Genomic DNA, 14,008 nt, shown 5'->3' with positions numbered 1-14,008 from the left:
CGCTGTGTCTGACGCGTCCCCCTCCCTCTCGCGACCGATCACGCGCCTGCGCTTCGGCCGCCTGACGCGCCGGATTCGCGGAGCGCTCGAAGCGCCCTGGCGCGCTTTGTCGGTCCGGCTCGGGCCGCAGCCGACGCGTCTGGTCATCGTGCCGCCGGATCTTCGCACCATCGATCCCGAGACCGCGCAGGACATCCTCGCCGGCCATTTCGCGCTCGGCGGCAAGGTGGTCGCGACGGGCGACATGTCGCCCTTCTCCGTGGCGGCTGCGCCATCCGTCTGGTTGCGCGGCCTCTACAGCTTCTCCTGGCTCCGGCATCTCTCGGCGATCGAGACGCCGGACGGGCGGGCGCAGGCGCGCTGGCTGCTCTCCGAATTCTTCGCGCTGAAGTCGCTGCCTCCAGAGGCCATGGGGACGAAATCAGCGGCGCGCCGGCTGATCGCGCTGCTTGCGTCGGCGCCTTTCGTGCTCGATGGCGCCGATGCGGTTTTCTACAAAGCGTTCCTGCGCTCCCTTGCCCGCCACGGAAAGCGGCTGCAGAGAGCCGCCGTCGCCGAATATGATCCGCTCGGCCGGTTGCAGGCCGGCATCGCGCTTCTCCATCTCGCCTTGTCGACCGACCGCTCCGAGCGGCTGGCGCGCCGCGCGATCGCGCTGGTGACGCGCGAGCTGAACGCCCAGATCGCCGCTGATGGCGGCCATGTCGGGCGCAATCCGGAAACGCCGGTCACGTTGCTGTTCGAATTGATCCCGCTGCGGCAATGCTTCGTGCGTCGCGGCGTCGAGCCGCCGGCCGACATTCTCAACGCCATCGACCGCATGATCGCCATGGTGCGCCATATGCGCCATGCCGACGGCGCGCTCGCAGCCTTCAACGGCGCCGGCGGCGCGCCGCGCGAACTGCTCGCCACGCTCATCGCCTATGGCGACGTCGCCTCGCCTTCGAGTCCCGGCCTGCGCGGCGGCTATGCGCGCCTTGTCGCCGCCGACTCCGTCGCGCTGGTCGATGCGGCTCCTGCAGGACCGATCGCCGCGACCGCGCAGGCCCATGCCGGTTGCCTGTCAGTGGAATTTTCGAGCGAGGGCCGCCGCTGGATCGTCAATTGCGCCGCGCCGCGCGACGAAGGCACAGAGCTTGGCGAAGCCGTGCGCACGACGATCGCCCATTCCACCGCAACGCTCGGCAACGCGACGTCGGCGCGTTTCGTCGAAACGCCGGAAGCGAATTATCTCGCCGGCCCCGCGCATGTGCGCGCCGATCTCTCCGAGGACGGGCAGGCGATCCAATGCTCCCATGACGGCTACGAAGAGCGTTTCGGCGTGCTGCATCAGCGTCATGTCACGATCTCGCCCGATGGCTTGCGCCTCACCGGCCGCGACGTGTTTCCCGGCGAGCCGACCACCGATCATGTGCCGATCGCATTGCGATTCCACATCCATCCCGCGATCGAGGCGCGACTGCCAGACGACGACGCCTTCGTGCTCCTCGTGGCGCGCGACGGCGCTTCATGGCGCTTCGAGGTCGAGGATTCGCTGCTCGAGATCGAGGACTCGATCTATCTCGGCGACGGCGCGCCGCGTCGGACCATGCAGATCGTGATGCGCATGAATCTCGCCGATCGCCGCCATGTGGCATGGTCGCTTGAGCGGGTCGCGCAGGGACGCACGCGCAACGAGGGCAATTGATCGGCGCTTTTATGCGTCGGGGAGAGAAACATGACTTTGCACACCGTCGCGAATTTCGATCGCATCGGCGAAGAGAACGCCTTCGCCGTGCTGGCGCGCGCGGTGGCGCTGCAGCAGCAGGGCAAGGATGTGATCAATCTCGGCATCGGCCAGCCCGATTTCCCGACGCCGCCGCACATTGTCGAGGCCGCCATCAAGGCGCTGCGCGATGGCCATCACGGCTACACGCCGGCGACCGGCATCCAGCCGCTGCGCGAAGCTGTCGCCGCCGATCTGCATCGCCGATTCAACGCGAGCGTGTCGCCGGACAAGGTGCTGATCGTCCCGGGCGGCAAGGTCACCATGTATATGGCGATCCTGATGTTCGGCGAGCCGGGCGCGGAGATCCTCTATCCCGATCCCGGCTTTCCCATCTATCGCTCGATGATCGAATATACAGGCGCGACGCCGATCCCGATTCCGATCCGCGAGGAGAACGGTTTCGCCTTCTCCGCCGACGAAACGCTCGCATTGATCAACAGCCGCACGCGCCTCATCATCGTGAATTCGCCGGCCAATCCGACCGGCGGCGTCACGCCGAAGGTGGAGATCGACAGACTCGTCGCGGGCCTCGCGCGCTGGCCTGACGTCGCAATCATGTCGGACGAGATCTACGACCAGCTCGTCTATGACGGAATGGAGCATGTCTCGCTCCTGAACTATCCCGAGATTCGCGACCGGCTCATCCTGCTCAATGGCTGGTCGAAAACCTACGCCATGACAGGCTGGCGCATGGGCTATTCGGTGTGGCCGGACAAGCTCTACGAGATGGCGCGCAAGCTCGCGGTGAATTCCTATTCCTGCGTCAACGCGTCGGCCCAATATGCCGGCCTCGCCGCGCTGACGGGACCGCAGGATGCGGTCGCGACGATGGCGGCGGAATTCGATCGCCGCCGCAAGGCCGTTGTCGCTGGATTGAACAAACTGCCGGGCGTCTCCTGCATCACGCCGAAGGGCGCTTTCTACGCTTTCCCCAATGTCTCGAAGACGGGATGGAAGGCGAAGCCGCTGGCGAGCGCGCTTCTCGACGATACGGGCGTCGCAACCATCGGCGGACCCGATTTCGGCGTTCACGGCGAAGGTTATATCAGGCTTTCCTACGCCAATTCGTTGCCGAACATCGAAAAGGCGCTGCAGCGCATGGGCGACTTCCTCACGCGGAGGAACGCCGCCTGACAGCAGGATTCCAGGAGAGATTTCATGATGAGCTTTATTCGCAACGCCGCTGCGGCGATCCTTGCGCTCGCAAGCCTCGCCCTCGCAACGCCTGTCAACGCGCAAGTGAATGCGCGCGAACCCGATCCGGCCGTCTGGCTGAAGTCCGTCTATGATCTCTATGTCCGCGCCGAAAAGGACGAGAAGCTGCAGAAAACCGCCAATTATCGTCTCGTCGTCGCGCGCGCTTCAAAATCATTCGCCGCGCTCTGGAGGAAGAACGACGCCTGCGAAAAGAAGGAGCAGGGCGTCTGCGCCATCGACTGGGACTTCATCGTCAATGGCCAGGACAACCGCCTGAGCGAGATCAAAGTTTCTCCGACGCAGACTGCGGGCGAAAAAGCGACAGTGACGGTCGATTTCAAGAATTTCGACTCAAAGAACCACAATACCTTCTATTTCGTGAAAGAAGGCGGCGTCTGGAAGGTCGAGGACATCGAGACGAAATCAGACGCCGAGGCGCCCAACCGCATCGCGAAGATCCTGCGGGAGTTCAAGCCGTAGAAAGCTAAAGCGTGATGAAATCAGCTTTGAATATTTCCGCCGTCATTCCGGGGCGCGCCGAAGGCGCGAGCCCGGAACCCAGGCAATTGTGCGGCGGCGCGATGGGTCCCGGGCCCGCGCTGCGCGCGTCCCGGGATGACGGCGGAATGATTCAATCCAAAATCATCAAGCTCTAACTCTAGCTTCGCGGCGTCGGCCGCCAATCCTTCGGGGCCATCTCGAAGCCCGAGAATTCGAACGCCGGCGCGACCGTGCAACTCACCAGCGTCCAGGCGCCGAGCGATGTCGCGGTTTGCCACCATCCCGCCGGCACCACGAATTGCGGCCGCTGCCCCGTCTCCAGCACCGAGCCGAGATGATGCGCCGAGGCGTCATGGCCATTCTCTGACACCGTGATCACCAGAGGCGCGCCGGCGTGCCAGAGCCAGACCTCGGTCGCGTCAACGCGATGCCATTCCGACGTCTCGCCGGCTTCAAGCAGGTAATAGATCAGCGTCGAGCGGGAGCGGCCATTCGCGTCGACCGCGGGGTCGCGAAAGGTCTCGCGATACCAGCCGCCTTCGGGATGCTTTTTGAGATTGAGCCGCGCGATCACGTCGCGCGCCGACGATGTAGCCGATTCCTTCATGTCGGATGAGCTTCCGCATCCGCCGCGTCGCGCATTTTCTCGAGTTCGGCGATCACATCGGCCGTTCGCCTCACCTCGGCGAATTCGAATTTCAGCGTCGCCACATGGGCTGCATGAATCGCGTCCGCCGCAATCGTTCCACCGCGGCCATCGGGCAGATCGAACGCCGCGCAGGCGTCCTCGACGAGCATCATGCGCCAGCCGAGATTGGCGCCGACGCGCACGCTGGTCGACACGCACATGTCAGTCGACACGCCGAAAGCGACAATGCGCTCGGCGCCGAGGCGACGCAGGCGGAGATCGAGATCAGTGCCGATGAAGGCGGCGTTGACGCTCTTCACGACGAGGTCTTCGCCCGTCCGAGGCGCGAAGCCTTCGCGAAAATCGTTGCCGGGCTGGCCCGGACGGAGCGTCGATTGCGCCTCGACCGAATCGTGACGCACATGGATGATCGGCAGGCCGGCCGCGCGCCAGGCGGCGAGCAGCGCAAGGCCGTTGCGATCGAGATCAGGATTGTTCCGGCGCGGCCAGGGCGGCGCATCGAATGCGCGCTGCATGTCAACAGGCAGAAGAACGGCGCGGTCGAAGCTCATCATGCCCTCCCTGACGTTCGCCTAGAAGATCGTGCGCGCCAGCGCCAATGACAAAGCGTGATGGCGCCGATCGCGCGCGCTTCAGAATCGGTTCTTCATCTCGCGCAGCGCTTCAAAGGTGTCGCGCTGCGTCTGGCCCTCGCCAAGCCGCGTCGCCTTGCGGATGGCTTTCTCCTTCAGGCGAAGAAACGGATTGGTCAGCTTCTCCATGCCGATGTTGGTCGTGCCCCAGAGTTCGCCGTTCGCCTTCATCGTCTCGGCGCGCATGAAGCGCTTCTGCAGGTCTTCATTGTCGGGGTCGACGGACAGGGCGAATTTCGCGTTCGACAGCGTATAGTCGTGCCCGACCCACAGCTTGGTGTCGTCAGGCAGCGCGCCCACAATGCCGACCGATTTCCACATCTGGTCCATGCTGCCGCTGACGCGGCCGCAGCCCATCACGAAGAGCACGTCGCCGACGAAGGCGGCGTTCTCATCGGCGAAATGATAGATCACATGGCCGGCGGAGTGGCCTGGCGTCGCCCGCACGTCGCCGCGGAGATTGCCGACTCGCACCTGCGTCTCGTCCTGCACGACGATGTCCACCGGAGCTGATGTCATCGCCTGCATCGGGCCTGCAACCGTGGCGCCCGTCTTCTCCTTCACCGCGGCGACGCCCTGCACATGGTCGCCATGCTCATGGGTGATCAGGATGTCGCTGATCACCCAGCCGCGCCGCGCCGCCGCCGCCAGCACCGCCTCCGCATCGGGAACATCGATCGTCGCAGTCTTTCCCGTGGCGGGATCATGCATCAGCACGCCGATATTGTCGGAAAGGCAGAGGAAGGTCTCGAACTGGGCGGGCATGAGCGGCTCCTGAAGTTGAGCCGCGTTTAGCACGCGATGGCGCGGGACGCATCGTCAACTCAATCAAGCAGCGGCTCCGCGATCAGAGGCCAGCAGGCCTTGTTGCGCGCGAGGAAAGCGCCGCCATGGCCGACCTTTTTCAGGCCCAGCGCCGCCGGATCGATCAATGCCTCGCGCACGCGCGCATGGGGATAGAAGCCCGGCAGCTTGCGCACCATGGCGGGCGTGATCAGCACATCATCCACGATCGGGACGATGGTGAGATCGAAGAGCGCGGCGTCGAGCTTCGGGGTTGGATAAGCCCGGCCCCATTCGGCGCGATGATAGCCGCGGGTCAGGCAGAGCCTGCGCCATTCCCAATAGACATTGGCCGGAATGTCGGCGCCGAGCCCGAGCAGGCGTCCGGGCATGTAGCCGGCGAAGCGGGTCGCCACTGGTCCAAGCAGCCACCAGAAGGCGATCACCTGGGGCATGTAAGACCAGGGATGCTCCAGCCAGAAAGCGGGGCCGGAAGCGACCGCGGCGACACGGTCGATGCGCGCGACCTCATCATGGAAGGCGAGCCACTGGCCGCCGAGGGAATGGCCGACGACTCGCGGAGGCAGATCGGGAAAGCGGCTGACAAGCCAGGACAACGCCGCCGATTGATCGGCGATCGCCCAGTCGCTGATCCGCGCCGACGATTTCGCCAACGGCCCGGCGAGCGACCAGCCGAAATCGCGATAGTCATAGGTCAACACGGCCGCGCCATAGGTCGTGGCGAACCAGGACGCGAAGTCGCGATAGAAGCGCGCGGGAAAGCCGGCCCCGCCATGGATGACGACGGCGAGCCGGGGCGCTTCCTCGGGACGGTACAGCCGCCCGATCAGCGTCCGGCCGTCCTTTGTGTCGAAGCTGACATCCTCGACGATCGCCTGGGGAAGGCCGGGCGAAGCTGTGGCGCGGGTCGTTGCGGTCGACATGACGCAGCCTTATTCTAGGGCGATCGGTCTAGAGACGCTAACATTAGACCAATCGCCCTACAACAAGGTGACGCACGCAATGCCGCGCCCCTCTGACGCCAGAACGCGCCTCATCCGGGTCTCCGCCGCCCTGTTCCGGCAGCGCGGTTATGACGGCGTGGGGCTGAACGAGATTCTGGCGGCGGCGAGCGCACCCAAAGGATCATTCTATCACCACTTTCCCGAGGGAAAAGAACAACTTGGCGAAGCCGTGATCCGCCACTCCGGGGCCGAGATGGGCAAGGCGATCGATAGCGCGATGGAAGGCGCGCGCGATCTCGCCTCCGGGTTGCGGGCGCTCGTCGGCGGCCTCGCCGACTGGTTCGAGCGCTCCGGCTTCAGCGAGGGCTGTCCTGTAACTTCAATCGCGCTCGACACCTCGCTCCGCATCGGCTCTCACGCGGCGGCCGTGCGCGAGGTCTTCGCGGACTGGGAGGCGAAATTGGTGGGGCATGCGCGACGCCTCAACGAAAGCAGCTTCAGCGCCTCCGACGCCGAGCATCTCATCATGCTGGTCGAGGGCGCCTGGATCCTTGCTCGCGTGCAGCAATCGAAGGAGCCGCTGCATCGGGCGATCGAGGCCTTTCTCGTCGGCTGGAACGGTTAGCCAAGAAGTGCGGAAGCGGCGTCCGCGCGTTTCGCCTGAGCCAGGTTCCGCGCTACATCTCCAGCAATGCCTCTGGACGTCGTCGACCTCCGCTCCTTCTATGCGACGCCGCTTGGCGCGGTGACCCGCCGCGTGCTGGGGCGGACGCTCGCTGACCTCTGGCCCGAAGCGCGCGGCGTCTCGATCGCTGGCATTGGCTACGCCACGCCCTTCCTGCCCTTCTGGCGCAGCGAGGCGGAGCGGGTGCTGGCGCTGATGCCGGCGGCGCAGGGAGTCGTGAACTGGCCGGGCGACGGCCCCTCGGTCACCGCTCTGATCGACCCCTACGAAATCCCGCTGCCGAACGCCTCGATCGAGCGCATCCTGCTCACCCACGCGCTGGAGGCTGTCTTCCATCCAGCAGACCTCCTCGGCGAAATCTGGCGTGTGCTCACCCCCGGCGGCCGGCTCATCGCCATCATCCCTAACCGCCGCGGCGTCTGGGCCTCGTCCGACATGACGCCGTTCGGCCAGGGCCAGCCCTACAGCAAGGGCCAGCTCGCCGATCTCATGCGCGGGGCCCTGTTTTCGCCCGAACATTGGCGCGAGGCGCTCTATTTCCCGCCTTCGCAGCGGCGGCTCATGCTGCGCACCGCCGGCGCCTGGGAGGCCGCCGGCCGGCTGCTCGCCCTGCCCTTCGCCGGCGTCCATATCGTCGAGGCCACCAAGCAGCTCTACCGGCCGGCGCTTGCGCGGCCGCAGCGTCGCGACCTCCTCGTGGCGGCGCCGGCCGCCGCGGCGACGCGTGTCGCCATTCGCTGAGCCGCATCTTTTTGCTGGCGAATCGCCTGCGCTGCCGCCAAAAGGCCGCGCCGACCCGCGCTTGACGCGCATGGCCCGCCACGACAGTGTCCGCGCGCCTCAGGCAGGGGGGTATCCCCGACAGATTGACGCCCCCTCGGAGCAGGCCGTTTGCGCAGCTATCTCGACTTTGAAAAATCCGTCGCCGAACTGGAGGCGAAGGTCGATGAGCTGAAGGCCCTGAGCGCAGGCGGCGGCGGCGTCGAGTTAGGCGAGGACATCGCCCGCCTCGAGGAGAAGGCGCGGCTCGCGCTCGTCGATCTCTACAAGTCGCTGACGCCCTGGCAGCGCGCTCTGGTGGCGCGCCATCCCCAGCGGCCGCACGCCCGCGATCTGATCGAAGGCATGATCACCGATTTCACGCCGCTCGCCGGCGATCGCGGTTTTGCTGAGGACGAGGCTGTGATCGGCGGGCTCGGCCGCTTCAAGGGCCAGTCGGTCTGCGTGATCGGCCAGGAGAAGGGTTTCGATACGACCTCCCGCCTCAAGCATAATTTCGGCATGGCGAAGCCCGAGGGCTACCGCAAGGCGGTTCGCCTGATGGAGCTCGCCGACCGCTTCGGCGTCCCCCTCATTACGCTGGTCGACACGGCCGGCGCCTTCCCCGGCATCGAGGCCGAGGAGCGCGGCCAGGCTCAGGCCATCGCCGTCTCGACCGAGACCTGCCTTTCGCTCGGCGTGCCGATCGTCGCCCTTATTGTGGGCGAGGGCGGCTCCGGCGGCGCGATCGCCATCGCCACGGCCAACCGGGTGCTGATGATGGAGCACGCAATCTATAGCGTGATCTCGCCCGAGGGCGCCGCCTCGATCCTGTGGCGCGACGCCGCCAAGGCGCAGGAGGCGGCGACCAATATGAGGATCACGGCGGCCGATCTGCTGAAGCTCGGCGTCATCGACGCGATCGTGAAGGAGCCGGCCGGCGGCGCCCATCGCGACCCGACGGCGGCCATCGCCGCGGCGAGCGAGGCGATCGAGGAATCGCTTGGTCAGTTCTCGGGCATGGAGCCAACGGCGATCCGGGACGCCAGGGCGGAGAAATTCCTCGCCATCGGCCGGATGCTCTGAGGGCGCCCGGCAGGCTCGCGCCGGCTTAAGAATTACTTCATCATAACCGGAAAATTACCGAGATTGCAGAAACCTCGATGTAACGATAAGCAGGTTTTCTGGGGTCGCGGCTGACGCGCGTCAGGGATGATCATGTTTCGACCAGTTGCAAGCACCCTCTTCGTTGCGGTCGTCGCGATCGGTTTGGCGGGCTGCCAGGACGATTATCGCGGGTCCGGCTCGCGCCACTGGGTCGCCATGTCGCCTGAGATCGTCGGTCTCATGTCCGAAAAGGGCATGACCAGGAGCGACCCGATCCTGATCCGCTCCTACAAGCAGGAAGCCGAACTCGAGGTCTGGAAGAAGGGCCGCGACGGCCGCTATGCGCTTCTGAAGACGTTCCCGATCTGCCGCTGGTCCGGCCAGCTTGGTCCGAAGGTGAAAGAAGGCGACCGCCAGGCGCCGGAAGGCTATTACCCAATTTCGCCAGCGCAGATGAACCCGAATTCGAACTACCATCTGTCGTTCGATATGGGCTTTCCAAACGCCTATGACCGTCAGCACGGCCGCACCGGCAAATTCCTGATGGTGCATGGCGCCTGCTCATCGGCGGGCTGCTATTCGATGACCGACCAGCAGGTTCAGGACATTTACGCGCTGGTGCGCGACGCCCAGGGCGGCGGCCAGCGCGCGGTGCAGATGCAGTCCTATCCGTTCCGCATGACGGCGGAGAATCTCGCCAAGCACCGCTACAACCCCAACATCGCGTTCTGGAAGAATCTGAAGGAAGGCAGCGACTATTTCGAGGTCACTGGCGAAGAGCCGCGCGTGACCGCGAGCGGCGGTCGTTATCTGTTCAATGCGCCTGACTCCGCCGCGCCGGCGGTGTCTGACGACGTGCGCGTCGCCGTCGCCCGCAAGACGGCCGCGGACAACGCCAGGATCGCCGAGCTCGTCCAGCATGGCGCGCCCGCCGTAAAGGTGGTCTACGCCGATGGCGGCCAGCATTCGTCGTTCCGCGGCACAGCGCTCGCCTATGCCGGCGGCAATGGCGTGGAGACTTTGTTCAGCGGCTCTGGCTCCACGCAGGCGAACGCCTACGCTGAAATGAGCCGTCCGGAAGCGATTGGCGCCGAGCAATTCATTCCGATTGGTCCCGATGGCAAGCCGCTCAAGGCGACCGCCGTCGCCGCGGCTCAGCCCGCGTCAACGCCCGCGCCCGCTGTGCCGGCTGCCTCTCCCGCGAAACCCGCGACCGCTCAGCCGGCCGCGACGCCGCCGCAGACGACCGTGGTCGCACGTCTTGAGCCCACGCCTGCGCCAGCGCCCGAAGAGAAGAGCATGTTCCGCAAGATGCTCGGCGCGGTTGGTCTCGGCGGCTCGTCCGACGCGCAGCCGGCGCGGCAGGAAGCGGACATTCCGCTGCCGCCGCGTCGCGCCATCTCGGCGAACAGCGCGTTCACTTCCACGTCGCGCTGAGCAATGCCCCGGCGGCCGGCCTGCGGCCGGTCGGTCGGCTGCTCGATTTCTCTCTCCCTCCTCCTTTGCGCCTGCGCGACGACAATCGCGCGCGCGGAGCCGCACGACATCGCGCCCTCGCCGCGCGATCAGTTCCGCGCCATTGCGACGCGCGAAGCCGGGCCACGCGGCCTGCCGCCGGAAATCGCCGACGCCGTGATGAAGGTGGAGAGCGGCTATCGCCCGGACGCACGCGGCAACGCCGGCGAAATCGGCCTCATGCAGGTGATGCCGCCGACAGCGCGCCTGCTTGGCTTCTCCGGCGACGATGCGGCGCTCGCTGACCCTGAGACCAACATCCGTCTCGGCGTGCGCTATCTCGCCGATGCGTGGAAGCTCGCAGGCGGCGATCTCTGCACCGCTTTGATGAAATATCGCGCCGGCCACAATGAAACGCGCTTCTCGGTTCTCTCCGTGCGCTATTGCGTGGCGGCGCGCGCGCATCTCGCCAGCGTCGGCTATCCCGTGACCGGCGAGGTCCCGGAACCGACATTCGGGTTCCGCGCCGACACGTTCAGGATGGGCGTCGCGATCGGCACGCAGCAGGCGGCGCGACGGCTGGCGCGCGGCGTCAGGCTGAAAAGCCGGGTGAGCTGGAAACTCTATGACGCGCGCATGAAAGCGCTGGACGCCAGGGCGCGCGCCTTCAGAATCTGAGCCGCGCACTTACGCGCGCCATAATTTGCAGGCGTGTACGTCGGCCCCTGAACGAAGAGCAAAGGAGATCGATTTCCATGGCCGAGGCGCTGAGCATTTTCGCGGACCCCGCCAACTGGGCCGCGCTGGCGACCCTTATCGTCATGGAGATCGTTCTCGGCATCGACAATCTGATCTTCATCTCGATCCTGACGAACAAGCTGCCGGAAGAGCAGCGCCGGAGCGCGCGCACACTGGGCATCGGCGCGGCGCTTGTTCTTCGGCTCGCGTTGCTGGGAACCGTGTTCCTGATCGTGCAGCTCACCACGCCTGTCATCACGATATTGGGTCAGGGACTATCCTGGCGCGACATGATCCTGATTGGTGGCGGCCTGTTCCTCGTCTGGAAAGCGACGAAGGAGATTCATCATAATGTCGATCCCGATCACGGGCCCGACATGTTCAGCGGCCCTTCCGCGATCGGCTATGGCGCGGCGATCGGCCAGATCCTGCTGCTCGACATGGTCTTCTCCGTTGACTCCATCATCACCGCCGTCGGCATGACCAAGCATATCGCGATCATGGCGATCGCCGTCATCATCACCGTCATCGTGATGCTGGTCGCCGCCACTCCGCTCGCGAATTTCATCAACGCCAATCCAAGCGTTGTGATGCTGGCGCTCGCCTTCCTTCTGATGATCGGCATGACCTTGATCGCCGAAGGCTTCCACGCCGAGGTGCCGAAAGGCTACATCTATGCGGCGATGGCGTTCTCGGCGCTGGTCGAAGGGCTCAACATGGCGGCGCGCAATGCGCGCAGGAGGACCACCGAGGCCGAGAAGGCGCGCATTCCTGTCAAGCGATGACGGCGCGCCTCACGCGAGCAAATCAGCGTACTCGTCATTCTTCTTGATGAAGGCCGCGATGAACGGACATTGCGCGACGACTTTCAGGCCGCTCGCGCGAACCTGATCGAGCGCGCCGCGCGCCAGCATCGAACCGACGCCGCGCCCGCCCAACTCCTTCGGCACGACGGTATGCGTGAAAGTGATCACACCGGGCGCGAGTTTGTATTCAGCGAAAGCGACATGACCGTCGACATCGAGCTCGAAACGGTTGGCGGATTCATTGTTGCGGACGGTGTTCGACATGCAAGCTCCGGAGCGGCTCTCGACATCCTCCTATATGGTCACGCCTGCCGCGGCGCGCCAGTTTGATCAGATTCAGGACCGGCGCCCTCGAGCCAGCGCACGATCATGAGATGCTGGACCCTGGCCTGCTGATAGTCGCGATAGAAGCCGAGCAGATCACGCACGGGATTTGAGAGCCGCTCGAAGCCTGAGACGAAAGCGAGCACGACGCCGATCGTCGTCTCTCCCTTAATCACCATATAGCCGCCGATCCCCAGCACCGAGAGCGGCCCCATCGAGCTGGCGAAATTGAGCAGCGCTTTCAAGCCATATTTGAGCGTGTGATAGCGGATGCGGTTCCAATAGATGGCGCCGATGGCGGGAGGCGCTCTGGCCTTCATCTTGTCGGCGTCGACGATCGCAGCGGTCTCTTTGCCAAGCTTACGGATCAGCTTCACCTGCCGTTCGTAGAGTTCGTTGAGATACGCCTGCAGCCAGGGCGCCATCAGCGCCTGCGGAATCAAAAATAGCGCGCTCGTCAGTGCGATGAGCGGCTGCATGACCAGCATGTAGCTCGCTGTGAAGAAGAGGAAGGAGAGATTGACGACAAATTCTGAAATACTTGTGCCGACGAAACCGCCAACCGCATCGACCTCCCGGCTGATCACATTCACGGCTTCGCCGCTCGACGCGTCGGATTGCGCCGCGCGTGATGGCGCAAGCTTCACGAGGTGATCACGCGCAATCTTGATTGCGCCCTCGCTGACCCAAGCCTGGTAGACCATCAACACATATTTGAGGATCGCCTGCACGATCGCGACAGCGAGATAGATAACGCACATGAAGGCGAGCACGCCAATTTCCCTGTGCATCACCGGGCCATCGATGATCCGGCGCTGCAGATCGATGGGCGCAAAATTCAGCAGCGAGACGAGGATCGCCAGAGCGCCAACGATAAATTGGTGAACGCCGCTTGTGCGCCAGGCGAAGCGCGGCAAGGATTCGTCGCCGCGCACCACATCGGGATCACGCGCGGAAAGCGGACGCAAACGGCGAATAAGCGCGGCAATCAAAGCAGAGCGATCGTCCAGGCAGCCGCATGAATGCGCGGTCTGGAGCAATGGCGACGGAGGCGCGAATGTTCCGCCGAGACTAGCCCTGCTTCGCCGCCGCGATCATCGTCTTCGCATAGGCGATGAAAGTGTCCCGTTTGCTCATGTCAGCAAAGGCGCGATCGGGAATGGCGACCGCTCTTGTCCGTCCCTGCCAGAGCAGGATAAAGCCGCCCACCCTGTCGAGCTTCACGCCTGACGACCAGCCGACGGTCCATCGCATATGGGGCGCCGATCCGTGCAGCCCCTCCGCGTCGATCCTCACTTCAAGACCCGCGTGATAGAGGCTCTCCGACTCATAAAATCGCACGAACGCGCCCTGCGCCCTGCGCATCTCATGTTCGGCGACAATCCAGCCGGCGGCGTAGGCGACGCCGCCGGTCATCATGAGCAGCAGGACCATCGATTTCCCGATCCAGCCCAATCCAAAAAAGAGGATCGGCGTCACAGCGAACAGGCTGAAGACGGCATACGCGATCCACGAAGGTCTGACTTGCTGAAACTCCCGCCAATGCCGCGACGACATCGCGTGCAGGCGATCATACTCTTCAGGCGTCAGCGAGTAGCCGACGGGCTCGGGTGGCGCGGGCTCGGCGATCACGCGCCGC

Annotated in this window: 16 protein-coding genes; 9 read left to right on the top strand and 7 right to left on the bottom strand. The window is 64.9% G+C overall.

Going from position 1 to position 14,008, the window contains the following annotated elements:
* Window positions 1-4 precede the first annotated feature (4 nt).
* Genes L8F45_RS24365 through L8F45_RS24355 form a run of 3 tightly spaced genes read left to right on the top strand, consistent with a single transcriptional unit; the run spans window position 5 to window position 3,445 of the window.
* Window positions 5-1,687 carry a heparinase II/III family protein gene (locus L8F45_RS24365; protein WP_342360420.1) on the top strand — a complete coding sequence of 561 codons (1,683 nt, stop codon included), beginning with the start codon at window positions 5-7 and terminating at the stop codon, window positions 1,685-1,687.
* 30 nt (window positions 1,688-1,717) lie between these two features.
* Window positions 1,718-2,902, top strand: coding sequence for a pyridoxal phosphate-dependent aminotransferase (locus tag L8F45_RS24360; RefSeq protein ID WP_342360419.1), 1,185 nt, complete (start codon window positions 1,718-1,720; stop codon window positions 2,900-2,902).
* A gap of 24 nt (window positions 2,903-2,926) precedes the next feature.
* A complete protein-coding gene (locus tag L8F45_RS24355; RefSeq protein WP_342360418.1) occupies window positions 2,927-3,445 on the top strand; it encodes a DUF3828 domain-containing protein in 519 nt (172 codons plus the stop codon).
* 178 nt (window positions 3,446-3,623) lie between these two features.
* Here L8F45_RS24355 and L8F45_RS24350 read toward each other — a convergent pair whose 3' ends face one another.
* The 4 genes from L8F45_RS24350 to L8F45_RS24335 all read right to left on the bottom strand — a co-directional run bounded on the left by L8F45_RS24350 (window position 3,624) and on the right by L8F45_RS24335 (window position 6,474).
* The gene (locus tag L8F45_RS24350; RefSeq protein WP_342360417.1) at window positions 3,624-4,073 is read right to left on the bottom strand and encodes a cupin domain-containing protein; all 450 of its coding nucleotides are present in this window, start codon (window positions 4,071-4,073) and stop codon (window positions 3,624-3,626) included.
* On the bottom strand, window positions 4,070-4,666 hold the full coding sequence (locus L8F45_RS24345) for an isochorismatase family protein (protein WP_342363559.1): 597 nt from the start codon (window positions 4,664-4,666) through the stop codon (window positions 4,070-4,072). Before L8F45_RS24345 ends, L8F45_RS24350 begins: the two co-directional genes overlap by 4 nt.
* Before the next feature lie 81 nt (window positions 4,667-4,747).
* A complete protein-coding gene (gloB, locus tag L8F45_RS24340) occupies window positions 4,748-5,512 on the bottom strand; it encodes a hydroxyacylglutathione hydrolase (protein ID WP_342360416.1) in 765 nt (254 codons plus the stop codon).
* A 59-nt stretch (window positions 5,513-5,571) separates the two neighbouring features.
* Complete coding sequence (locus L8F45_RS24335; RefSeq protein ID WP_342360415.1) at window positions 5,572-6,474, bottom strand: alpha/beta hydrolase family protein; 903 nt, start codon at window positions 6,472-6,474, stop codon at window positions 5,572-5,574.
* Window positions 6,475-6,553: 79 nt separating this feature from the next.
* Here L8F45_RS24335 and L8F45_RS24330 point away from each other — a divergent pair, with 79 nt between their 5' ends.
* From L8F45_RS24330 to L8F45_RS24305, 6 genes are all read left to right on the top strand, one after another.
* On the top strand, window positions 6,554-7,120 hold the full coding sequence (locus tag L8F45_RS24330) for a TetR/AcrR family transcriptional regulator (protein ID WP_342360414.1): 567 nt from the start codon (window positions 6,554-6,556) through the stop codon (window positions 7,118-7,120).
* Between the two features lie 66 nt (window positions 7,121-7,186).
* Window positions 7,187-7,921 carry a methyltransferase domain-containing protein gene (locus L8F45_RS24325; protein ID WP_342360413.1) on the top strand — a complete coding sequence of 245 codons (735 nt, stop codon included), beginning with the start codon at window positions 7,187-7,189 and terminating at the stop codon, window positions 7,919-7,921.
* A gap of 150 nt (window positions 7,922-8,071) precedes the next feature.
* Window positions 8,072-9,025, top strand: coding sequence for an acetyl-CoA carboxylase carboxyltransferase subunit alpha (locus L8F45_RS24320; protein WP_342360412.1), 954 nt, complete (start codon window positions 8,072-8,074; stop codon window positions 9,023-9,025).
* Between the two features lie 132 nt (window positions 9,026-9,157).
* Window positions 9,158-10,483 (top strand): L,D-transpeptidase family protein, encoded by a 1,326-nt coding sequence (locus tag L8F45_RS24315; protein ID WP_342360411.1) that lies wholly within the window; start codon window positions 9,158-9,160, stop codon window positions 10,481-10,483.
* 3 nt (window positions 10,484-10,486) lie between these two features.
* Window positions 10,487-11,179 (top strand): lytic transglycosylase domain-containing protein, encoded by a 693-nt coding sequence (locus tag L8F45_RS24310; RefSeq protein ID WP_342360410.1) that lies wholly within the window; start codon window positions 10,487-10,489, stop codon window positions 11,177-11,179.
* A 77-nt stretch (window positions 11,180-11,256) separates the two neighbouring features.
* A complete protein-coding gene (locus L8F45_RS24305; RefSeq protein ID WP_342360409.1) occupies window positions 11,257-12,024 on the top strand; it encodes a TerC family protein in 768 nt (255 codons plus the stop codon).
* 9 nt (window positions 12,025-12,033) lie between these two features.
* Here L8F45_RS24305 and L8F45_RS24300 read toward each other — a convergent pair whose 3' ends face one another.
* The 3 genes from L8F45_RS24300 to L8F45_RS24290 form a co-directional block, all read right to left on the bottom strand.
* A complete protein-coding gene (locus L8F45_RS24300; RefSeq protein ID WP_342360408.1) occupies window positions 12,034-12,309 on the bottom strand; it encodes a GNAT family N-acetyltransferase in 276 nt (91 codons plus the stop codon).
* Window positions 12,310-12,347: 38 nt separating this feature from the next.
* Window positions 12,348-13,337, bottom strand: coding sequence for an ABC transporter transmembrane domain-containing protein (locus L8F45_RS24295; protein ID WP_342360407.1), 990 nt, complete (start codon window positions 13,335-13,337; stop codon window positions 12,348-12,350).
* A gap of 103 nt (window positions 13,338-13,440) precedes the next feature.
* Window positions 13,441-14,001 (bottom strand): hypothetical protein, encoded by a 561-nt coding sequence (locus L8F45_RS24290; protein ID WP_342360406.1) that lies wholly within the window; start codon window positions 13,999-14,001, stop codon window positions 13,441-13,443.
* Window positions 14,002-14,008 lie beyond the last annotated feature (7 nt).

The organism is Terrirubrum flagellatum (genome assembly GCF_022059845.1).
Lineage (GTDB): Bacteria > Pseudomonadota > Alphaproteobacteria > Rhizobiales > Beijerinckiaceae > Terrirubrum > Terrirubrum flagellatum.
The sequence above is the reverse complement of the archived record's forward strand: the minus strand, read 5'-3'. Positions and strand labels throughout refer to the sequence as shown.